Here is a 20,923-nt window from a genome sequence, read left to right as displayed (position 1 = left end):
GCCCTCCCGTACCGCCCCAGGAGACGCCACCATGCCCCCTCCCCGCCGTGTCGCCGTGATCGGCGCCGGAGCGGCCGGCCTCGCCGCCACCAAGGCACTCCTCGACGCCGGCCTCGACACCGTCACCTACGAGAAGGGCGACCGGCCCGGAGGGCTGTGGGCCCGCGACAACAGCAGCGGTCTGTCGCCGGCCTACGCCTCGCTCCACCTCAACACCAGCAAGGGCCGCACCCAGTTCGCGGACTTCCCCATGCCGGCCTCGTGGCCGGACTACCCGTCGGCCGATCTCGTGGCCGGCTACCTCGCCAACTACGCGCAGACCTTCGGTCTCGTCCCGCACATCCGCTACGACACCACGGTCGCCCGCGTCGAGCGCGAGGACGGTACGGGAGCCGCTCCGGGGCATCGGCGACCCGGGTACGCGCCGGACACCGGACACGCCTGGCGCGTCACCACCGACACCGGCGACACCGCCCGCTACGACGCGGTCGTGGTCGCCAACGGCCACAACTGGGACCCCCGGCTGCCCGAACCGGGCTACCCCGGCAGCTTCTCGGGCACCCGCATCCACGCGCACGAGTACCGCACCGCCGAGATCTTCCGGGACCGCCGGGTGCTCGTCGTCGGCATGGGCAACTCCGCCATGGACATCGCCGTCGACGCCTCGTACACCGCCCGCGGCCCGGTGCTCCTCTCGGCCCGCCGCGGGGTGCACATCGTCCCCAAGTACCTGTTCGGCCGTCCGGCCGACGCGACCGGCGGCGCCCTGTCCGTCCTGCCCTGGCGGATCCGCCAGCGGATCGCCGAGGCCCTCCTCGGGCTGGCCGTGGGCCCCCCGCAGCGCTACGGGCTCCCCGCCCCCGCCGGCGGCCTCTTCCAGAACCACCCCACCGTCAGCGACACCATCCTGCACCGCCTCACCCACGGAGAGGTGGCCGCACGGCCCGGCATCGACCGCTTCGAAGGAGACCGGGTCGTCTTCACCGACGGCCGTTCCGACCCGGTCGACGTCATCGTCTGGGCCACCGGATACCGCGTCACCGTCCCCTTCCTCTCCGCCCGCTGGACGGGCGGGGCACCCGAGCAGTTGCCCCTGTACAAAAGGGTGTTCCACCTGGACGACCCCGATCTCGCCTTCGTCGGGCTGATGCAGTCGACCGGCGCCGCCCTCCCCGTCGTCGAGGCGCAGGCCAAACTCGCGGCCGCCCGCCTGTCCGGCGCCTACGCCCTCCCCCCGGCGGCGGAGCAGCGGCGCTCCACCGACCTCGATCTGCGCGACGCCACCGCCCGCTGGGGGAGCGACCGCAGGCCGCGGATGCGGATCGACTTCGACCGCTACCTCGCCGACCTTTCCCGGGAGACGAGGGCCGGACGCGCCCGCGCACGCCGCGCCGCCGGCCGCCGGGCCGCCACCGCCCCCCGTGCGGAGAACACCGAGGAGAGCACCGTATGAACACCGGCCCCCACGCCGCCGCGACTGCCCGCACCTCTCCCGGAGCCGCTCTCGCCGCCCTGCTGGGCGGCGGCCGACGCGACGCGCGCGGCCTGCGCGTTCTCGTCACGGGCGCCTCCGGCACCTTCGGCCGGGCGCTCTCCGCCCGGCTCACGGAGCTCGGCGCACACGTCGTCGGCCTGGATCTCGCCCCCGGGCCGGACGACCCGGTCGAGGTCCTGACCTGCGACATCACCGACGACGACGCCGTGTCCGACGCGGTGGCCGGCGCCCTTGCCCGGCTCGGCGGCCTGGACCTGCTGATCAACAACGCGGGAATCGGCGGGCCCGCTCCCGCCGAACTCCCGCCCGGCCCCGAGGTCCGCCGCGACCTGGCCACCACCCGGCGGGGAGCGGTGGAGATCCTCCTGGCCCGCCATCTGCCGTGGCTGACCGACCGGATCGTCGCCCGCACCCTGGCCGGCCGCGTCCGGTCCGGCGCCTTCGACGGCGCGGAGCCGGCAGCCGGTGTCGTCCGGCGCCACGGGGGCCGGCCGTGACCGCCGTCCCCGCAGTCCCCGGACCCGCCGTCCCCGGCCCTCCGACGCGGCAGGCCGCCGAGCGGGCCGGGCCGCCGCGGCGGGCGCGGGCCGGAGACCTCGTGGCGTACGCCACCGGCTCGGTCGGCATGGGCGTGTGGGTCACCGTCCCCGGCCTGCTCCTGCTGTACTTCCTCACCCACACGCTGGGCGTCTCGCCGTTCCTGGCCGGGCTGACGCTCCTGGTGCCGAAGATCGTCGACGCGGTGGTACACCCGCTGCTGGGCACGCTCTCCGACCGGCAGGCCCGCCGCGCCGGGCACCGGCGGGGCATGCTCCGCTGGGGACTGCTGCTGCCGCTGTCACTGGCGGCCCTGTTCACCGTGCCCGCCGGTCTCACCGGGCCGGGAGCCGCGCTGTGGGTCGGCGGCTGGTTCATCGCCGGCAACCTGCTCTTCGCGTGCTTCCAGGTGCCGTATCTGACGACGCCCTCCGACCTGCGGATCGGCTACCACGAGCGCACCCGGGTCTTCATGTTCCGGATGCTCTTCCTGACCCTGGGACTGCTCGCCTCCGGGGTCGCCGCACCGGCCCTGGTCGCCTCGGGGGGCCGCGGGGACTACTCCCGGATGGCGGCGCTGCTGGCGGTGGGCATGGCCGCCTCCGGGGTGATCGGCCTCGCCGGAGTCCGGCGGCTCACCGGCCGCTGCGGCTCCCGCCCGCCCGACGGGCAAGCGCACTCCGCCCTGGCGGACCTGCGTCTGGCCGGCCGGGACCGCGACTTCCGGGCGCTGGTGCTCTCCTACCTCTTCACCGGGACCACCACGCACCTCTTCCTCGCGGCGCTGCCCTTCTACACCCGGTACGTCTTCGGGGACGGCGGCCTCACCACCGTCTTCATGGGCGCCTTCCTGGCCCCGGCCGTGATCGCCGGGCCCGGCTGGCTGTGGCTGTCGCGGCGGGCGGGCAAGCAGCGTGGACTGCTGCTGGCGCAGGGGGCGTTCATCACCGGCTCGCTGGCACTGCTGCTGGGCGGACCGGCCGGCGTGGCCTTCACGGTCGTGGTGGTGGTGGCCCTCGGCACCGCCTTCGCCGGGCTGCAGCTGCTGGCCTTCTCGATGGTGCCGGACGCGGTGGCCGCCGCGGAGACCCGGGGCACGGCCCGCGCCGGCGCGTACACCGGCGTCTGGACGGCCACCGAGGCGACGGGGACGGCTCTCGGACCCTATGTGTACTCCGCGGCCCTCGCCGTCGGCGGCTTCGTCGCCACCACGGAGGGGCACACCGTGACGCAGCCGGACTCCGCGCTCACGGCGCTGCTGCTGGGCTTCACCGTCCTCCCCGCCGCGCTGATGGCCGTCGCCGCCGCCTTCCAGCGCCGCTGCGGCCTGGACGAGGCCGCGCGGCGGTGACCGGGGCGTCCGGACGAGCCGCTGGGCCTCGGCCTGTCCCGGGAAGGCCGGCCGGCCGGACGGAGTGGACCGGCCCCCCGACCACCGCTCCAGCGAGGCGACCGCGGCGTCAGTTGCTCCCGGGGGCGGGAGCGGCCACCGGCTCGGGCCGGGGAGCGGCGCCCTCCACGCCGATGCGGGGCAGCCGGCGGTCGAGCCGGCGGGGCAGCCACCAGGTGGCGCGTCCCATCAGCGCCATGGCTGCCGGAACGAGCACCATTCGGACTACCGTCGCGTCGAGTACGATCGCGGTCGCCAGGCCCAGGCCCATCATCTTCACGAGCGGCGAGGGGTTGGCGACGAAGCTCAGGAAGACCACCGTCATGATCAGCGCGGCAGAGGTGATCACGCGGCCCGTGGCCGCGATACCGCGCGCCACCGACTCGGTGTCGTCGCCCGAGATCTCGTGTTCCTCGCGGATGCGCGAGAGCAGGAACACCTCGTAGTCCATGGACAGGCCGAAAAGGACCGCGAAGAAGATCGTCGGCAGGGGCGAGGCGATCGGGATGGTCCCGTCGAGGTTGAACAGGTCCGCGAGTCAGCCCCACTGGAAGACGGCGACCACCACACCGTAGGCGGCACCGATGGACAGCAGGTTCGTCACGGTGGCTTTCACCGGTATCGCGATGGACCGGAACACCAGCATCAGCAGCAGGAACGACGCCACCAGCACCGTGCCGACGAACATCGGCAGGGTGTCGGCGAGTTGCCGGGTGAGGTCGTCGGTCATGGCGGTGACACCGGACACGAGGACGTTGTCCGGCACGAGGTCACGGACGCGCTCGAGCGTCGCGGACGTCTGAGCGTCCGAGGGCGCGGTGGTGGGGAGTGTGGGCAGCACCACCGTCCCCCCCGTCCGCGGATGTGCGGGCCTCGCCGACCGATGCGATTCCGGGATCGGCGGCGATGCGCTCGGACAGCGCCGGGATCTCTCCGGCGTCCGCGCCGGGGCTTCGCAGATCGGCGACGACCAGCAGGGGGGCGTTGAAGCCGGGACCGAACCCCTCCGCCAGCAGGTCGTAGGCGCGGCGGTGGGTGGTGGTGGACGCGTCGTCGCCCGCGTCGGGGAAGCCCGTCTCCATGCGCAGCGCGGGGGCCGCCAGTGCGAGGAGCGCCGCTGAGGCGACGATCAGGTACGGCCAGGGCCGGCCGGAGACGTGGTGGGCGAAACGCCACCACACCGTGCCCCCGGACTTGTCCGCGCGGCGTGTGCGCGGAGTGCGCCCCTTGAGGACCCGGTCGCCCAGGAGCGTCAGCAGGGCCGGCAGGAGGGTGAGAGCGGTCGCCGCGGCGAAGAGGACCACCAGCGAGGTGCTCAGACCGATGGAGGTCAGAAAGCCCAGGCCGGTCAGCGCGAGTGCGGCCATCGCCACGATGACGGTGCCGCCGGCGAAGACGACGGCCGCGCCCGCGGATCCCATGGCGTTGGACAGAGCCGTGGGGCTGTCCTGGCCGGCGGCGTGGTTCTCGCGGTAGCGGGCCATGATGAACAGGGCGTAGTCGATGCCGACACCCAGGCCGATCATGGCGCCGATCGTGGGGGCAGCGGTGGAGACGTTCATGGTGTTGGCCAGCAGCGTGACCCCGCCCAGGCCCGCGGCCACCGCCACCAGGGCGAGCGTGATGGGCACCAGCGCGGCCACGACCGTACCGAACACGACCACCAGGGTGATCAGCGCGGCCAGCAGGCCGGCCGCCTCCGCGCCCGATGTCGGTGTTTCGGCGTTGATGAAGACCGTGTCACCGCCCAGTTCGGCTACGACTCCCTCCTCCCGCACGGGTTCGATCGCATCGACCAGGGCATCGATCTGCGCGGGGCCGACGTCCGTCGGAGGTACGTCGAAGGCGATCCGGGCGAAGCCGATCCGCCCGTCGGACGAGACCGTGCCGGCCGTGAAGGGGGTGGCCACCGCGATGACGTGATCGACTTCGGCGATCCGTGCGGCCGCCGTTTCGATGGCGGGCCGGTGGTGTTCGAGCCGTTGCCCTTCCGGTACGGCGAAGACCGCCATGGCGCTGCCTCCGGACGCTTCCGGGAAGCGGTCGCCGAGCAACTCCATCGCCTCTTCGCTCTGGCTGCCGGGAGCGGTCAGGTCGTCGGCGAACGAACCGCCGGCCACACCGGCCAGGGGTAGCACGAGAAGCAGGGCGACCGCCCAGGCGGCGACCGTGGCCCACGGCCGGCGGGCACTCGCCTCGCCGATGAGACGGGTGAATCGGTTCATGGATACGTGAGCTCCTGTCAGAGGGCTGCCGCCGGCGTCTTCGCGCAGCGCCGACGCCGGAAAACGGGAGAGGTTTCATGGTGGGCGCCGCGGCCGTCGCTGTCCCCGGCCGCCGGAGGGGTTCGGTCCTCCCGCCCGGGGCGGTGGGACCGGCGCGGCACCTCCCCCCGCCGGGGGAGGACCGGATCCGCCTGCCGACGGGTTACCGCGCTCTTGACCTGCTATTACGATGGCCTGCCCAGTGCGCCGAGGATCGAGGCCAAAGCACCGGACGTCTGTTGATGGAGCGATGATGAACCGCATGGCGCAGCCTGCCGGGACACCGGTCCGCAGCATGCCGGCCAGGTTCCGGGGCCCCTTCGCCCGCTGGCCGCGGGCCGCGGACGCCACCCTCGCGGCCGCCGCGTTCCTGTCGGCGACGTTCCTGGAGGGCGGCCCGGGGGGCGCCGTGACCGTCCGTCCGGTCACCGACGTCCCCCTGCCGTTCCTCCTGCTCTACGCGGTGGCCGGGGCGGCGCTCTGCCGGCGTCGGCGCAGGCCGGTCGCGGTCCTGTGCGTGGTGCTCGCGGCGTGGGCTCCGACCCTGGGCGGCAGCTACTCGACCCTGGGCGGGGCCGTGGCCATCGCGCTGTACGGCGTCGGGCGGTACAGCGGCGACGAACGGTGGAGTCCCCTCGGCGCCGTCGCGGTGGTCACCGCGGTCACGGTCGACGGCCTGCTCCGCCTTGCCCCCCGGGAGGAGATCGGTTTCGGCTGCCTGGTCATGTCCGGGGCCTGGTACGCCGGCCGGCGCCTGCGGCTGCGTGCCGAGCACGGTGCCAGGCTCCGTCTGGAACAGGCGGCCGAGACGCGGCGGATCGTCGCCGAGGAGCGGACCCACATCGCCCGGGAGTCGCACGACGTGGTGGCTCACCGGGTGAGCATGATGACCGTGCAGGCCGGCGCCGCCCGGATGGTGGCCGCCGAGGACCCCCGGAGTGCGCTCGAGGCGATGACCGCGGTCGAGGAAGCGGGCCGCCAGGCGCTGGACGAGCTGCGGCACCTGCTGGGAGTGCTGCGCCCGGAGACCGGACGCGACGCGCTCGGCCCCCAGCCCGGCCCGGCCGATCTGCCCAGGCTCGTCGCGCAGGTGCGTGACGCGGGGCTGCGCGTCTCGGTCACCGGAGGCCTCCGCGACCCTCTGCCGGTCCGCGTGGAGCTCTCGGTGTACCGCATCGTCCAGGAGGCGCTGACCAACGTGCTCAAGCACAGTGGACCGGGCACACGCACCGAGGTGCGCCTCCGGTACGACGAGGGCGGTCGCGGTGTCACCGTCGAAGTGCTGGACGACGGCCGGGGCGCCGCCCGGTCCGCTTCGGACACCGCGCGGGCGGGCGCGGGCGGCCACGGGATCGTCGGCATGCGGGAGAGGGCCCTGCTGCTCGGCGGTAGTCTCGACGCGGGACCGCGGCCCGGTGGCGGATTCCGGCTGACCGCACATCTGCCTGTCCAGGGGGAGCGCGCATGACCGTCCGTGTCGTCGTCGCCGACGACCAGGCACTGGTCCGCCGTGGCTTCGCCATGATCCTGCGGGTCGACGACGCCATAGAGGTCGTGGCCGAGGCCGGCACCGGACACGAGGCGATCGAGGCGGCACGCCTGCACCGTCCCGACGTGATCCTCATGGACATCCGCATGCCCGGTATGGACGGCCTGGAGGCGACCTCCCGGATCCTGCGGGAGGCCGACTGGGGCGTGCGCGTGCTGATCCTGACCACGTTCGACCCGGACGAATACGTCTACGAGGCGCTGCGCGCCGGTGCCAGCGCCTTCGTCCTCAAGGACATCCCGCCGGAGCAACTCGCCACCGCCGTGCGCACCGTGGCCGAGGGGGGAGCGATGCTGGCGCCGTCGATTACCCGGCGGCTCATCGACCGGTTCGCGCAGCGGCGCGTCGCCGGCACAGCCGCCGCGGGCCGCGTGGGGCGTCTGACCGAGCGCGAGCGGGAGATCGCCGTCGCCGTCGCCCGGGGAGCGAGCAACTCGGAGATCGCCGAGCGGTTCCTCATCGGCGCCGCGACCGTCAAGTCGCACGTGTCGAGCATCCTGGCCAAGCTCGGTCTGCGCGACCGGATCCAGATAGTGATCTTCGCCTACGAGAGCGGACTCGTCGAAGCCGGTGACCACGACGTCGGTCACTGAAGGGATCGTCCCGCCGACGGCGAAGCCCTGCGACCGGCCTCGGCCGACGGGCTGCTTCCGTCGTGATCGACCGATCGGTCCCGGGGGAGGGCTTCGCGTCGCCGACGGCCGGAACGGCGAGCCCGTATGGGTGCGGGCCGGTGGCGAGGCCGGCGAGGAGACGGTGTCCGGTGGCGGGTCCCGGCGGGGGTCGACTCAAGGCAGGGCGTGTCCGTGTGCCGCCGTGGTACGGAACAGGCCGCGGGACGGCGCACCGCGCCGGTCGCGCCTGCCCGCCGGCCACGTCCCGCGCCCGTGAGACCCCGCCCGGCCTGTTCAATCGGCGTTCCTTGCGTGCTCTGTTCGACGGACATGTGAGATCCCGGGGGCCGGTCCGGCTCCGCGGAGCGGTGCTGGAGGGCGGTCTCGCACTCTGCCGGGAGAAGGGTTGCAACAGCAGGCGACCGGCTGCGGCCGGACGGCCGCCTCGGGCGTGTCCGCGCGGCTCCGGCCGGTGCGGGGCACCCGCAACTTTCGCTGAGCGCGCTCACTGAGTATGCTCACTGACATGGACGGCAACTCCGCGCGCCCGCCCTCCGGCGGCGTACGCGCGCAACGCAAACGGCAGACCCGACAGGCGCTGCTCGCAGCGGCACGCCGAGTGCTGCGGCAGCGCGGGCTCGCAGGGCTGACGACACGGGACGTGGCCGCGGAGGCCGAGGTCGCGGCCGGGACGTTCTTCGTGCACTTCCCCGATCTGAACACCTTGATCGAGACCCTCCTCGACGAGCACGTCGGCCGGGCCCTGGAGACCGCGATGCGCACCCTGCCCCCGGCCGGAGACCTCGTCGGCCGGCTGGTCCACGTGGCCGGCGAGCTCTACGCCAGCTATGACCGCGAACCCGACCTCGCCCGGCAGTACCTGTCCGCCTCGCTCTTCCACACCAACCCCCAGGGCCCCACGGAGCGGCGGATGGCCGAGTTCCGCCGATGGGTGACGGGTGAACTGGAGGAGGCCGCCTCGGCACACGCGGTCGTCCTCCCGGACCCGGACCTGCTGTTCACGGCTTTCTTCTCCCTCTACTTCGGCATCCTCGTCGCCGGACTGCGCGGGGAGATGGACCGTGCCGCCCAACTGCGGCTGCTGGAGGCGTCCCTCACCCGGATCATCACCGCGAAGCGCCGGCAGGAGTACGCGTGAAGCCGCTCGACATCCTCGTGGCGGGCGGCGGCATAGGCGGACTGACCGCAGCCCGCGCCCTCCAGCGCGCGGGCCACCACGTCACCGTCGCCGAAAGGAGCCCTCACCGCTCCACGACCGGCGCCGGCATCGTCCTGGCTCCCAACGCGCTGCACATCCTCGCCGCACTGGACGTGGACCTGTCCGGGCACAGCCACCCGCTGCCCTCGTTCGACCTCGTCGACGCCGACGGGGCCGTGCTCCAGCGCATCCGTCCCGGGTATTCGGCCGGCCACGGCGAACCCTCCCGGTCCCTCGCCCGCTCATCGCTCCATGCAGTCCTCCACGACCACCTGCCGGGCGAGGTGCGCTTCCTGGCCGGGCGGGCCGTCAACTCCCTACGGGACACCGGCCGATCCGTCGAGGTCGGCTTCGCCGGGGACGGCGCGGTGCACTCCTACGACGTCGTGGTCGGCGCCGACGGCCTGCGCTCGACTGTCAGGGAACGGCTCACCGGACCGCTCCCGCTGCGCTACAGCGGCACCACCTGCTGGCGGGGGATCACTGACAACGCCGGGTTCACGAACGCCGTGGAGTCGTGGGGCCCCGGCACCCGCATCGGCGCTGTGCCCCTGCCCGGCCGGAAGCTGTACTACTACCTCGTCACCACCGCACCCCGGCGTGCCCCGGAGCCCGGCCGGCCCGACGGCCTCCGCCGCGCCTTCGCCCACCACCGCGGCGAGCCGGCCCGGCTTCTGGACGTCCTGACCGAGGCCCCGCCCCTCCACCACGACCTCGAGGAGCTCGACACACCCGTCTGGGGCCGTGGCAGGATCCTGCTCCTCGGCGACGCCGCCCACGCCATCACACCGAACCAGGGGCAGGGAGCCGCCATGGCCATCGAGGACGCCTACGCCCTCGCCCTCTGCCTGGGCCCCGGCGCGGACGGTGCCCTCGAGCGCTACCGGGCCCTGCGCCACCGCCGTGTCCGCCGCATGCAGCTCACCTCACGGCGCATCGGAAAGATCTCGCACTGGCGGAGCCGCCCGGCGCGTGTACTGCGTGACACGGTGCTCCGCCGACTGCCGCCCTCCGCCGCGCGGAACCAGTACCGCGCACTGGTGGAACCCGCGCTGGCCCTGCTCCGCGAGCCGTGAGCCGGGGCGCGCCGCCCGCCCCGCGCCGCCGGAGCCGTCAAGCCCTCGCACGCGGACGGGGTCTTCGGCGCCTCCGGCCACCACCGAGCGACCCATTCCCACCACAGGAGCACGCTCCATGCCCCAGAACCCGTACCGTCCCGCGGCCGCAGTGGCCGCCCTCACGCTCGCCGCCCTCTCGTTCCTCCATCTCCTCTGGCTGAGGTCGCCCTGGCCACTGGCCGGCCGGGAACGATTTCTCGAAACCGTCGTCGGCCGGACGGCCCCCTCGGCCGCCCCGCCTCCGTGGGCGACCCTGGCCGTCGCCTGCCTGCTCGCGGTGGCGGCGTGGCTCGTCCTGGCCCGGGCCGGGATCGTGCGCGGTCTCCTTCCGCACCGGGTCCTGAACGCCATGGCCTGGATCCTCGCCGCCGTGCTGCTCCTGCGGGGCGCCGCGGGCCTGGTCCTGTCCGGCGTGCTCGGCCAGGGCCCCGCGCCGTTCCGGTTCTGGGATCTGGTCCTGTACTCGCCCCTGACCCTGGCCCTGGGCACGATCGCCGCCCTCGTCACCCGCGCTCCGGCCGACCGCCCGCAGCAGTCGGGCAGGCCGCCGGAGGCAGAGGCACACCCATGCCCATGACCGGCCGGGCCGGCGCCGCCGGGCCACCGGCTCGCACATCGCCCGGCTCGCCCACCGCCACCCGCCCCACCGCCGCTGCGAGCGCGGGGCCGAGCGCCTCCCGGCCTTCGCCGGTACCCGCCTGCACCACGACCTGCTGCCGCAGACCCCCCGGACCGCCGTCACCGCCCCGGGGCGCCGGGTGCCGTAGGCCTCCCCCCGCTCCCGCGGGAGCGCATGGCCTCGTACGTCGTACGGTGACCGCCCATCGCCGGGCGGCGGCGGAAACCGCCAGGTCAGAGCGGATCCGTCCGAATGGCGCCCTTGAAGTAGGGTGACGGCGCGAAGGGAGCGTGAGCAGTGCGAGAACGGGTCACCATGGCGGACGTCGCCCGTGTGGCGGGAGTCTCCTCCGCCACGGTCTCCTACGTCCTGTCCGGCAAGAGGCCCGTCGCCCCCGCGACCCGGGCGGCGGTGGAGAAAGCCATCGACGAGCTGGGGTTCACCGTGAACACGGCGGCCCGCAGCCTGCGGACGGGCCGGTCCAGCCTCGTTGCGCTGATCGTGCCCGACATCGCCAACCCGTTCTTCGCGCAGCTCGCGGCCATTCTCCAGGAGGAGCTGCGGGGCCTGGGCATCCATGTGGTCGTCTGCGACACCCGCGCTCGGCGTGAGGAGGAACGCGCGCTGCTGGCCGAGGCGGTGCAGCAGCGCTTCGCCGGTGTCGTGATCACACCGTTCCGGCTGCTGCCCCGGGACATCCGGACGCTCACCGATGCCGGGATCCCCGCCGTCGTGAGCGCGGACGTCCCCTTCGGCCCCGTCGACCTGGTGACCCCCGACGCGCGGACCGCGACCCGGCAGGCACTGGAGAGGGTGACCGCGGCGCAGCGGCGCCGCATCGCGATGATCGCGGGGCCGCGGGACGCGACGGGGGGCGATCCGCGTCTGGAACTCCTCAGAGGGCTCGCCCGGCAGTTCGGCACCTCCCTGCCGCGGGAGCTGGTGATCAGGGGCGAGCACACGCGTGAGGCAGGGGCCGAGGGATTCGCCGAGCTGATGCGCCGGCGCTACCGGCCGGACGCGGTGTTCTGCGCCAACGACGTCATCGCGGTCGGCGCCATGGACAAGGCCTGCGAACTGGGCGTCGACATACCGGGCGATGTGGCGCTGGTGGGCCACGACGACGCCTCCTTCGCCTCCCTGGTGCGTCCGCGGCTGACGACGATCCGCTATCCGGCCGAGGACGTCGGCCGGGCCGCCGCCCGGCTGCTCAGGGGGAGGCTCGACGGACGCAGCGTGCACCGGACCATCCGGGTGAGGGCGGAGTTCGTCGCGCGCGCCTCGGCCTGACCGGTCTCCCTCCCCGCCGGCCCCTCCTCTCGGAACCCCTTCGGGGACCCCTCGGACGGCGTCGCCATGGCCTGCTGGACACCGTAGCGTAATCGATTCCGCATGACGAGGCCCTGACCGGTGAGGAGTTGGTACGGGAAAGGAAACAGCAGTTCAAGATGGGTGTGGAGAGAGGCTGACCGCCGTCCGGTGTGGTCACGGAGTGAACTCGGAGTTGCTTGAATTCCTCCAGTCTATTGACTTCTTCCGCTTCCTGTCGTGAAGGTTGCGCCCACCGCTTCGTCGGAGCGGACTCTCAGCCCAAGGAGCAACCTCATGGCGATGCGCGCTCACCTCTCACCCATGGCCAGACGCTGCATGATCGGCGCTGCGGTCGTGGCCCTCACGGCGGCCACCGGATGCGGCGGCGGTGGCAAGGACGACGCCGCGGCCGACGTCTCCTGCGAGCCGTCCTCGGGCAAGGTCACGCTGCAGTACTGGTCCTGGGTGCCGGGGATGCAGGAGGCGGTGGACCTGTGGAACGGGCAGAACCCCGACGTCCAGGTGAAGTTGAAGACGACCCCCGCCGGCAACGCGGGCACCTACCAGAACATGTCCAACGCCCTGAAGGCCGACAAGGCGCCCGACCTCGGCCAGATCGAGTACGACTCCCTGGCCAGCTTCCGTCTCAAGGGGGGCCTGCGCGACATAGCCGAGTGCCCCGGCGTGAGCGAGGCCCAGGAGAAGTTCGTCGACTGGACCCGGTCCCAGGTGGACTTCGGCGCCGGGGGAGAGGACGGCATCTGGGCCGTCCCGCAGGACACCGGCCCCATGGCCATGTTCTACCGCAAGGACGTCTTCGACGAACTCGGCCTCAAGGCCCCCACCACCTGGGAGGAGTACGCCGCCGCCGCCCGCGAGATCAAGCAGGACGGCAAGTACATCACCCACTTCTCGCAGACCGACCCGAACTGGTTCACCGGCCTGCTGTGGCAGAACCGGGCCACCATGTTCGAACGGGACGGCGAGGCCTGGAAGGTCACCGTCGACCGGCCGGAGAGCCGCCAGGTAGCCGACTACTGGCAGAAGCTGATCGACGACGAGCTCGTCGCCACGGACCTCCAGGGCTTCTCACCCGCCCTCTACAAGGCCTGGAACTCCGGCGAGGTCGTCACCTGGATCAGCGCCGCCTGGGGCTACAGCACCATCCGGGACAACGCCAAGTCGACGGACGGCAAGTGGGCGGTGGCCCCCATGCCGCAGTGGAACGCCGGCGACCAGCGGGCCGGGAACTGGGGCGGTTCCACCACGGCGGTGCTCTCCGGCACCGAACACCCCGCCGAGGCAGCCGAGTTCGCGCTGTGGCTCAACACCGACCCCGAGGCGCTGGAGATCCTCAACCGCGAGGGCGGCCTCTACCCGGCGGCCACGGCGGGCCTGGACCTGCCGGCCCTGAAGCAGCCGGTGGACTTCTACGGCGGGCAGAGGATCTTCGACGTCTTCGCGCAGGCCTCCGCCGACGTGGACACCGATTTCACCTGGGGGCCGACCATGACCGACACCTACCGCTTCCTCGGCGACGGAACGGCCGGCGCCGTCGGCGGCGAGGGAACGCTCGGCGACGTCCTGGAGCAGACCCAGTCCCAGAGCGCGGACTCGCTGCGCAAGCAGTCCCTCGACGTGGCCGACTGACCGATCACCCCTCGCCCCGCGTCCCCGCCGCACCGGCGGCGGGGACCGCACCCCGCCGAAGGCCTTCCCGTGACATCCACCGCCGCCCCGCCCGGCACACGCCGCAGGTACCCCCGCCGGGCCCTCGCCCCCTACGCGTTCCTCGCCCCCTTCCTCATACCCTTCGTCCTGTTCACTCTCGTCCCGGTCGGCTACGCCTTCTGGCAGAGCCTGCACAGGACCGAGCGGGTGGGAGGCACCTTCGGGAGCACCCACTCGGTGTTCGCCGGATTCGAGCAGTACGCCGGCGTCGTACGCGAGCCGTTCTTCGCCGACAGCGTCGTACGCGTCGGCCTGTTCGCCCTGGTGCAGATCCCGGTGATGCTCCTGTTCGCCCTGGCGCTCGCCCTGCTGCTGGACTCCGCCGTGGCCAGACTCAAGCGCTTCTTCCGCCTGGTGTACTTCGTTCCGTACGGCATCCCGGGCGTGGTCGCGGCGCTGATGTGGGCCTTCCTGTACGACCCCCGGCTCTCACCGGTCGTGGAGCTGCTCGGATCGGCCGGAGTCCAGGCCGACCTGCTGGGCGCGGACGCCATCCTGTTCTCCATCGGCAACGTCGTCACCTGGACGTACACCGGCTACAACATGCTGATCCTCTACGCCGCCCTGCAGGCCGTCCCGGCCGACATCGGGGAGGCGGCGCGCGTCGACGGGGCCGGCGACTGGACCATCGCGCTGCGGATCAAGCTGCCGCTGATCCGCCCGGCGCTCGTCCTCACCGGGGTCTTCTCCATCATCGGCACCTTCCAGCTGTTCACCGAACCGCAGGTCTTCCGGTCCATCTCCACCAGCGTGACCAGCACGTACACGCCCAACCTGGCGGCGTACTCCCTGGCCTCCGGCGACAACTACAGCGAGGCGGCGGCCCTGTCGGTCCTGCTGGCCGCCGTGACGTTCCTGCTGTCGTTCGCCTTTCTGCACTTCACCTCCAGGAGGCAGGGATGAGCTTCCTCACCCGTACCGAAGGCGCCCACGCCACAGCCCCGGGGCGGCGCGGGCCCGGACGGCTCTCCGTGGCCGCCGCCGTGGCCTTCATGACGCTGGCCGCCTGCTACATGCTGCTGCCGGTCTACTGGCTGCTCGTCTCCGCAACCAAGAGCCAGAGCGACCTGGTCTCCACGCCCGGGCTGCTGCCCGCCCGATGGCACCTCGGCGACAACCTCACCGCCCTCTTCGAGCAGCAAGGCGGCGTCTTCGGCCGGTGGCTGCTCAACAGCCTCCTCTACGCCGGGGTGGGCGCGGCCATCGCCACCCTCCTGGCCGCGGCCGCCGGATACGCCCTGGCCAAGTACACCTTCACCGGGCGCGAAGCGCTGTTCTCCGTCATCCTCGGCGGCGTCCTGGTGCCGGCGACCGCCCTGGCCCTGCCCCTGTTCCTGCTCTTCGCCGAGGTGGACGCGACCAACACGTTCTGGTCGGTCTTCCTGCCCAGCGTCGTCAGCCCCTTCGGCGTCTACCTCTCGCGCGTCTTCGCCGCGGCGTCGGTCCCCGACGAGGTGGTCGAGGCCGCCCGGATGGACGGCGCGGGGGAGCTGCGCATCTTCTGGGGCATCGCACTGCGCATGATGTCCCCGGCGCTGGTGACCGTCTTCCTGTTCCAGTTCGTCGTCATCTGGAACAACTTCCTGCTGCCCCTGGTCATGCTCCAGGACGACACCCTCTACCCCGTCACCCTCGGCCTGTTCACCTGGCAGTCGCAGACCAGCCGCCTGCCAGAGCTGCAGACCCTCACCATCGTGGGAGCCCTGGTCTCCGTCGTGCCCATCGTGCTCACCTTCCTCATGCTCCAGCGCTACTGGCGCGCCGGGCTCACCGCCGGGGCGGTGAAGTCATGACCCACGCCATGACCGCCCTGAACCGCCGGCTCGGCGGCATCGCCTACGGCGGCGACTACAACCCCGAGCAGTGGCCGCGGGAGGTGTGGCGGGAGGACGTCCGCCTGATGCGCGAAGCGGGCGTCAACCTCGTCACCGTCGGAGTGTTCTCCTGGTCCCGGATCCAGCCGCGCCCGGACACCTACGACTGGAGCCTGCTGGACGAGGTGCTCGACCTGCTCCACGCGCACGGCATCGCCGTGGACCTCGCCACGCCCACCGCCGCGCCGCCGCCCTGGTTCACCCGGCTGCACCCCGACGCCCGGCCGGTCACCGCCGCAGGCACCCGGCTGGCCCACGGCAGCCGGCAGGCCTTCTGCCCCAGCCACCCCGCCTACGCCGAGGCCGCCGACGCCGTCGTCACCGCACTGGCCACCCGCTACGCCGCCCACCCCGCGGTCGCGCTGTGGCACGTCCACAACGAGTGGGGCAACCACAACGCCCTGTGCTACTGCGACACCAGCGCCGCCGCGTTCCGCCGGTGGCTCAGGACGCGCCACACCACGCTGGAGACCCTCAACGAGGCGTGGGGCACCGACTTCTGGGGCCAGCGCTACGGCGACTGGGAGGAGATCGACCCGCCCCGCGACACCACGGCCTTCCGCAACCCGGGGCAGGACCTGGACTACCGCCGCTTCTCCTCCGAGGCCCTCCTGGCCCGCCACCGCGCCGAGGCGGCCCTGCTGCGCCGCATCGCACCCGGCACACCCCTGACCACCAACCACCTGGGGACGCTGGAGAAGAAGGTCGACGCCCACGCCTTCGCCGGCGAGTGCGACCTGGTCTCCCTGGACCACTACCTGCCCGCCGCCGACCCGGACGGCCACATCGACCTGGCCCTGAACGCGGACCTCGCCCGCGGCATGGCCGCCGGCCGCCCCTGGCTGCTCATGGAGCACTCCACCTCCGCCGTCAACTGGCAGCCCGTCAACGTGGCCAAGACACCGGGGGAGATGCGCCGCAACAGCCTGACGCACCTGGCGCGCGGTGCGGACGGCATCATGTTCTTCCAGTGGCGGCAGTCGCGGGCGGGCGCGGAGAAGTGGCACAGCGCGATGCTCCCGCACGGCGGCACGGACACCCGGATCTGGGGCGAGGTCCGCGCGCTGGGCGCGGAGCTGGCGGCGCTCGGCGAGGTGACCGGAACACGGGTCCGGGCGGACGTCGCGCTGTTGTTCGACTGGCACAACTGGTGGGCGCTGGAACTGGAGGCCCGCCCCTGCGGCCCGATGCGCTACCTCGACGCGGTGCGCGACTGGTACGAGGCACTGTGGACCTCGAACATCACCTGCGACGTCGTCCCGCCCGGGACCGACCTGGCGCCGTACAAGGCGGTCGTCGCGCCCAACCTCTACCTCCTCGCCGACGAGCACGCCGACGACCTCACCCGGTACGTGCACCGGGGCGGACACCTCGCGGTCGGCTGCTTCAGCGGCGTGGTGGACTCCTGCGACCGGGTGCGCCCGGGCGGCTACCCCGGCGCCCTGCGCGATGTGCTCGGACTGCGCGTCGACGAGTACCTGCCGCTGCGGCCCGAGGAGACGGTCCGCCTGAGCGACGGCTCGACGGCCCGGCAGTGGGCCGAACGCGTCGAGCCGCGCGGCTGCACTCCGGTGCTCCGCTTCGCCGACACCCCCGACGGCGGCCCGGCCCGCGGCGGGCCCGCCGCCACCCGGCACGCCCACGGTGAGGGGACGGCCCGGTACGTGGCCACCCGCGCGTCCGCCGCGACGCTGCGCGAACTGGTCCGGGGCCTCGCGGCGGAGGCCGGCCTGCGTCCCGCCGCCGTCGTCCCCGAGGGGGTCGAGGCGGTGCGCCGCACCGGCCCGGACGGCTCCTACCTCTTCCTCGTCAATCACACCGGCGACAGTGTCCGGGCCGCCGCCGGGGGCACCGCACTCCTGGACGCCGCGGGCGACGGCTCTCGCGTGGAGATCCCGGCCGGGGGAGTGGTCGTCGTACGCGAGGAGCCCGCGCACCGGACCTGACCCGCGCGGCCGCACTCCGCCGCACTCCGCCGCTTCCCCGCCCCGCACACCCTTCGAGGAGCCCGTCCATGCCTGCCCGGAGTGCTTCACAGCCGCCCCATGGAGGAGTGGAGATCGACGAGCCCAGCGGTACCGTCGTGCTGCGCACCCCCGCAACCTGCTACGTCCTGCGCGTCGACACCGCGGCGGGCACCGTGTGCCACGTCCACTGGGGCGCGCCCGTGCCCCTGGCCGACGCGGCGGCGCTGCCGGTGTGGGCCGACCACGACGACAGTTTCGCCGGTCGTCTGGACGGGGTGGAGGAGTACCCCGTCGAGGGCGGCGCCCGGTTCGGCGTACCGGCCCTCCAGGTCCGCTTCGCCGACGGCAGCGATCCGGTCGAACCCCGCATCGAGGGCTGCCGGATCGCCGGGGAGGGCCATCTCGCCGTCTCGCTGCGGGACCGGTCGCGGCCGCTGGCGTGGGAGCTGCACTACCGGATACCGCCCGGCACGGACATGCTCGAGCGCTGGACGGAGATCGTCCACACCGCCGGACCGGACGCGCAGCCGCTGCTCCTCCTGCGGTGCGCCTCCGCCCACTGGCCGCTGCCCCGGCGGCCGCACTGGCGGCTGTCCTGCGTCCACGGCGGCTGGTCCGCGGAGAACCGTCTGGAGCGGACCGCGCTCGCCGCCGGGGAGACGACCCTGACCAGCAGGCGCGGCCACACCGGTCACGACGCCGGTCCGTGGGCCGTGCTCGACGCCGGCGGCGCCGACGAGGAACACGGAGAGGTCTGGGCCACGGCGCTCGCCGCCAGCGGCAGCTGGCGCCTGACGGTCCAGCGCACCGCCGCCGGACATGTGGGCGTGGTGGCCTCGGAGGGACACGAGGGAGTCGAGATCGCCCTGGCTCCCGGCGCGCGCCACATCACCCCGGTCAGCGTGGCGGTGTACGGCACGGACGGTTTCGGCGGGGCCGGCCACGCCTTCCACACCTATGTGCGCCGGCACGTCCTGCCCCACCCCGACGAGCTGCGGCCGGTGCTGTACAACTCCTGGGAGGCGACGTCTTTCCAGGTCAGTGAGGAGAACCAGCTCGCACTGGCCCGGCGCGCCGCCGCCCTGGGGGTGGAGCTGTTCGTGGTCGACGACGGCTGGTTCGGCGGCCGGGACGACGACCGGGCGGGCCTGGGCGACTGGACGCCGCACCGGCGCCGCTTCCCGCGGGGGGCTGGGCCCGCTGGCCGACGAGGTGCACCGGCTGGGCATGGGGTTCGGCGTGTGGGTGGAACCGGAGATGGTCAGTGCCGACAGCGACCTGTACCGGCGGCACCCCGAGTGGGTGCTGCACCTGCCCGACCGCCGGGCCACCGAGCTGCGCCATCAGCTCGTCCTGGACTTCTCCCGGCGCGAGGTGGCGGACTGGGCGTACGAGTGGCTGCGCGACCTGGTCGACGGCAGCGGCGTCGACTTCCTCAAGTGGGACTTCAACCGGTCCTTCACTGAAGCGGGCGTCCACGCCGGCGGCCGGGACGCGCGCAGGGTCCACACCGAGCACGCCCGGGGCTTGCACCGGGTGCTCGACCGGCTGCGCGGGGCGCTCCCGCACCTGCGCATCGAGGGGTGCGCGGGCGGCGGAGGCCGGATCGACCTGGGCGTCCTCGCCCGGAGCGATCAGGTATGGACCTCCGACAACACCGACGCGGTGGACCGGCTGACCATCCAGCACGGCTTCGGCCAGATCCACCCGGCCGGGGTGATGTCCGCATGGGTGACCGACAGCCCCAACCCGCTGACGGGCCGCAGGGTCCCGATGGCCTTCCGGTTCCACTCGGCCATGGCCGGCGTCCTGGGCATCGGAGGTGACCTGACCGACTGGACCGCCGAGGAGAGCGCCGAGGCCGCACGTCTGATCGAGCTGTACAAGGACATCCGCCCGGTGGTGCAGCACGGCCGCCTCCACCGGCTGCTCGCACCGGAGGAGGGGCCTTTGACGGCCGTCCAGTACACCGACGCCGATGCCGACGCCGACCGGACGGTGGTCCTCGTGTGGCGCCCGAGCACCTCCTTCGGACCCGCCCACCCCCCGCTGAGACTGCGTGGCCTGGAGGCGTGGGCCCGCTACCGGGACGAGGACACCGGGGCGCAGTGGTCCGGGGCGACCCTGACCGGTTACGGCCTGCCGGTGCCCGATCTGCCGCGCGGCGACTGCGCGAGCGGGCTGGTACGGCTGCGCCGGGTGCGGTAGCCGCACCGCCGGGGAGGCCGTGCCGCAGGGTCCGGTGGCGGTGCGGCGGTGCGGCGCGGGATCAGCCCCTTTGGAAGAACTCCACCTCCGCCAGGGCCAGATGACGGTCCGCGGTCAGATCGACGGCCGAGCGCAGGACCAGACGCACCGTCTTCACGTCGCTGATCCCCATGGGGAACGTCTGAGGACCCGGCTTGTCGCCGAGGGCGAGTTCCTCGCGGTGCATCGTGCCGTCCTGCCCCGTCACCTCCAGGTCCAGACGGAGTGCGCGTGCCTGACGGGCGTAGTCCTCGGGAGACTTGGAGGGACCGTTGACGATGATCAGATCGACCAGCCGGAACGGCTCGCGGAAGGTGTAGGTCACCGAGGCGCCCGGTGCGGGCGCGCCCCAGTAGCGGTTGCTCAGCCCGTCCGTGGTGTTCGTCGCCGGATGCCGGGGGACCTCGGCGCTCGCCTCGATGGCCGCAGGGGTCACGGGCCTGGGCTTGCCCATCTTGTCCCGGGCGTCCTCGAACACGGTGCGCCCGGCGGGCAGTAGCAGGAGAGCGCCCGCGCACACGGCCGCCACCGCGGCCAGGGTCACCAGTGACCGCACCGCCCGGCCCGAGCCCGCCCGCGCCCGGCGGCGCGGCGGCCACACGGTCCGCCACCACGGTGGTGGGACGGGCTCGGCGGAGGGGTCCAGCGCCGTCGCGCAGCGCCTGCAGAACCGGCGGCCCGGCGGGTTGGGTGCACCGCAGGCGGGGCAGGGCGCCCCCGCCGCCTCCTCCGGCACCGCCGCGGGGCGTACGACGGGGCGCGGGGCCACCGGCTTCGCGGGGCGTACGGGCATCACGGGGTCCGGCGCCGTCGCCTCGGGGGCGGGGCCGGAGCCGGAGGCGGGGGCAGAGGCAGGGGGCCCGGTGCGGCCCTGGCCCGGGCCGGTCCGCGGGGGAGGGCTCGTGCTCTCCTCCCCGCCGGGTTCGGCGCCGGGGCCCGCGCCGTCGCCGGAACGTGAGCCCGCGGCACCGCCGGAGCCCGCCCCCCT

General features: G+C 73.4%; 18 protein-coding genes and 1 pseudogene. 15 read left to right on the top strand and 4 right to left on the bottom strand.

Annotated elements, in window-relative coordinates; translation table 11 throughout:
* Window positions 1–31: 31 nt before the first annotated feature.
* The 3 genes from IQ279_RS22285 (at window position 32) to IQ279_RS22275 (ending at window position 3,383) form a co-directional block, all read left to right on the top strand.
* Window positions 32–1,453 (top strand): flavin-containing monooxygenase, encoded by a 1,422-nt coding sequence (locus IQ279_RS22285; RefSeq protein ID WP_206350836.1) that lies wholly within the window; start codon window positions 32–34, stop codon window positions 1,451–1,453.
* Window positions 1,450–1,992, top strand: a complete 543-nt coding sequence (locus IQ279_RS22280; protein WP_206350835.1) for an SDR family NAD(P)-dependent oxidoreductase — start codon at window positions 1,450–1,452, stop codon at window positions 1,990–1,992. Before IQ279_RS22285 ends, IQ279_RS22280 begins: the two co-directional genes overlap by 4 nt.
* A 101-nt stretch (window positions 1,993–2,093) precedes the next feature.
* A complete protein-coding gene (locus IQ279_RS22275; protein ID WP_307792483.1) occupies window positions 2,094–3,383 on the top strand; it encodes an MFS transporter in 1,290 nt (429 codons plus the stop codon).
* A 109-nt stretch (window positions 3,384–3,492) separates the two neighbouring features.
* Here the strand turns inward: IQ279_RS22275 and IQ279_RS22270 are convergent, their stop codons facing one another.
* From IQ279_RS22270 to IQ279_RS22260, 3 genes are read right to left on the bottom strand one after another with little or no spacing between them, the layout of a single operon-like run.
* A complete protein-coding gene (locus tag IQ279_RS22270) occupies window positions 3,493–3,924 on the bottom strand; it encodes an MMPL family transporter (RefSeq protein WP_307792487.1) in 432 nt (143 codons plus the stop codon).
* A 36-nt stretch (window positions 3,925–3,960) separates the two neighbouring features.
* A complete protein-coding gene (locus tag IQ279_RS22265; RefSeq protein WP_206350834.1) occupies window positions 3,961–4,170 on the bottom strand; it encodes a hypothetical protein in 210 nt (69 codons plus the stop codon).
* A 22-nt stretch (window positions 4,171–4,192) separates the two neighbouring features.
* Window positions 4,193–5,647: an MMPL family transporter gene (locus tag IQ279_RS22260; protein ID WP_206350833.1), complete on the bottom strand. Its 1,455-nt coding sequence runs from the start codon at window positions 5,645–5,647 to the stop codon at window positions 4,193–4,195.
* A gap of 301 nt (window positions 5,648–5,948) precedes the next feature.
* Between IQ279_RS22260 and IQ279_RS22255 the strand changes: the two genes are divergently transcribed.
* The 12 genes and pseudogenes from IQ279_RS22255 (at window position 5,949) to IQ279_RS28690 (ending at window position 19,896) form a co-directional block, all read left to right on the top strand.
* Complete coding sequence (locus tag IQ279_RS22255) at window positions 5,949–7,154, top strand: sensor histidine kinase (RefSeq protein ID WP_206350831.1); 1,206 nt, start codon at window positions 5,949–5,951, stop codon at window positions 7,152–7,154.
* Complete coding sequence (locus tag IQ279_RS22250; protein ID WP_206350830.1) at window positions 7,151–7,828, top strand: response regulator; 678 nt, start codon at window positions 7,151–7,153, stop codon at window positions 7,826–7,828. The genes IQ279_RS22255 and IQ279_RS22250 overlap by 4 nt, the downstream gene beginning before the upstream one ends.
* A 547-nt stretch (window positions 7,829–8,375) precedes the next feature.
* Window positions 8,376–9,008, top strand: coding sequence for a TetR/AcrR family transcriptional regulator (locus IQ279_RS22245; RefSeq protein ID WP_206350829.1), 633 nt, complete (start codon window positions 8,376–8,378; stop codon window positions 9,006–9,008).
* On the top strand, window positions 9,005–10,144 hold the full coding sequence (locus IQ279_RS22240) for an FAD-dependent monooxygenase (RefSeq protein ID WP_206350828.1): 1,140 nt from the start codon (window positions 9,005–9,007) through the stop codon (window positions 10,142–10,144). The genes IQ279_RS22245 and IQ279_RS22240 overlap by 4 nt, the downstream gene beginning before the upstream one ends.
* Window positions 10,145–10,262: 118 nt before the next feature.
* A complete protein-coding gene (locus IQ279_RS22235) occupies window positions 10,263–10,763 on the top strand; it encodes a DUF3995 domain-containing protein (RefSeq protein WP_206350827.1) in 501 nt (166 codons plus the stop codon).
* Window positions 10,764–11,102: 339 nt separating this feature from the next.
* On the top strand, window positions 11,103–12,095 hold the full coding sequence (locus IQ279_RS22230) for a LacI family DNA-binding transcriptional regulator (protein ID WP_307792482.1): 993 nt from the start codon (window positions 11,103–11,105) through the stop codon (window positions 12,093–12,095).
* 315 nt (window positions 12,096–12,410) lie between these two features.
* Window positions 12,411–13,766 carry an ABC transporter substrate-binding protein gene (locus IQ279_RS22225; protein WP_206350826.1) on the top strand — a complete coding sequence of 452 codons (1,356 nt, stop codon included), beginning with the start codon at window positions 12,411–12,413 and terminating at the stop codon, window positions 13,764–13,766.
* Window positions 13,767–13,835: 69 nt separating this feature from the next.
* Window positions 13,836–14,750 carry a carbohydrate ABC transporter permease gene (locus IQ279_RS22220; protein WP_206350819.1) on the top strand — a complete coding sequence of 305 codons (915 nt, stop codon included), beginning with the start codon at window positions 13,836–13,838 and terminating at the stop codon, window positions 14,748–14,750.
* Window positions 14,747–15,640 (top strand): carbohydrate ABC transporter permease, encoded by an 894-nt coding sequence (locus IQ279_RS22215; RefSeq protein ID WP_206350817.1) that lies wholly within the window; start codon window positions 14,747–14,749, stop codon window positions 15,638–15,640. Before IQ279_RS22220 ends, IQ279_RS22215 begins: the two co-directional genes overlap by 4 nt.
* Entirely contained in the window at window positions 15,637–17,667 is a 2,031-nt protein-coding gene (locus IQ279_RS22210) for a beta-galactosidase (RefSeq protein ID WP_372445212.1), read from the top strand. Before IQ279_RS22215 ends, IQ279_RS22210 begins: the two co-directional genes overlap by 4 nt.
* A 68-nt stretch (window positions 17,668–17,735) precedes the next feature.
* Window positions 17,736–18,818, top strand: a pseudogene (locus IQ279_RS28695) (glycoside hydrolase family 36 N-terminal domain-containing protein); the annotation flags it as partial.
* Window positions 18,819–18,915: 97 nt separating this feature from the next.
* Window positions 18,916–19,896 (top strand): alpha-galactosidase, encoded by a 981-nt coding sequence (locus IQ279_RS28690; protein WP_307792481.1) that lies wholly within the window; start codon window positions 18,916–18,918, stop codon window positions 19,894–19,896.
* Window positions 19,897–19,957: 61 nt separating this feature from the next.
* Here IQ279_RS28690 and IQ279_RS22200 read toward each other — a convergent pair whose 3' ends face one another.
* On the bottom strand, window positions 19,958–20,728 hold the full coding sequence (locus IQ279_RS22200) for a zinc ribbon domain-containing protein (RefSeq protein WP_206350813.1): 771 nt from the start codon (window positions 20,726–20,728) through the stop codon (window positions 19,958–19,960).
* Between the last annotated feature and the right edge of the window lie 195 nt (window positions 20,729–20,923).

Origin of the sequence: Streptomyces verrucosisporus (genome assembly GCF_017114865.1) — a bacterium.
Taxonomy (GTDB): Bacteria; Actinomycetota; Actinomycetes; order Streptomycetales; family Streptomycetaceae; genus Streptomyces; species Streptomyces fenghuangensis.
This window is presented reverse-complemented; position numbering and strand designations above follow the sequence as displayed.

What these genes read in the sequence shown, in the direction of transcription:
- IQ279_RS22250 (WP_206350830.1), top strand. Translation starts at nt 7,151, where the DNA reads ATGACCGTCCGTGTCGTCGTCGCCGACGACCAGGCACTGGTCCGCCGT.
- IQ279_RS22200 (WP_206350813.1), bottom strand. Translation starts at nt 20,728, where the DNA reads ATGCCCGTACGCCCCGCGAAGCCGGTGGCCCCGCGCCCCGTCGTACGC.
- IQ279_RS22215 (WP_206350817.1), top strand. Translation starts at nt 14,747, where the DNA reads ATGAGCTTCCTCACCCGTACCGAAGGCGCCCACGCCACAGCCCCGGGG.
- IQ279_RS22280 (WP_206350835.1), top strand. Translation starts at nt 1,450, where the DNA reads ATGAACACCGGCCCCCACGCCGCCGCGACTGCCCGCACCTCTCCCGGA.
- IQ279_RS22255 (WP_206350831.1), top strand. Translation starts at nt 5,949, where the DNA reads ATGGCGCAGCCTGCCGGGACACCGGTCCGCAGCATGCCGGCCAGGTTC.
- IQ279_RS22245 (WP_206350829.1), top strand. Translation starts at nt 8,376, where the DNA reads ATGGACGGCAACTCCGCGCGCCCGCCCTCCGGCGGCGTACGCGCGCAA.
- IQ279_RS22235 (WP_206350827.1), top strand. Translation starts at nt 10,263, where the DNA reads ATGCCCCAGAACCCGTACCGTCCCGCGGCCGCAGTGGCCGCCCTCACG.
- IQ279_RS28690 (WP_307792481.1), top strand. Translation starts at nt 18,916, where the DNA reads ATGGGGTTCGGCGTGTGGGTGGAACCGGAGATGGTCAGTGCCGACAGC.
- IQ279_RS22260 (WP_206350833.1), bottom strand. Translation starts at nt 5,647, where the DNA reads ATGAACCGATTCACCCGTCTCATCGGCGAGGCGAGTGCCCGCCGGCCG.
- IQ279_RS22225 (WP_206350826.1), top strand. Translation starts at nt 12,411, where the DNA reads ATGGCGATGCGCGCTCACCTCTCACCCATGGCCAGACGCTGCATGATC.
- IQ279_RS22210 (WP_372445212.1), top strand. Translation starts at nt 15,637, where the DNA reads ATGACCCACGCCATGACCGCCCTGAACCGCCGGCTCGGCGGCATCGCC.
- IQ279_RS22285 (WP_206350836.1), top strand. Translation starts at nt 32, where the DNA reads ATGCCCCCTCCCCGCCGTGTCGCCGTGATCGGCGCCGGAGCGGCCGGC.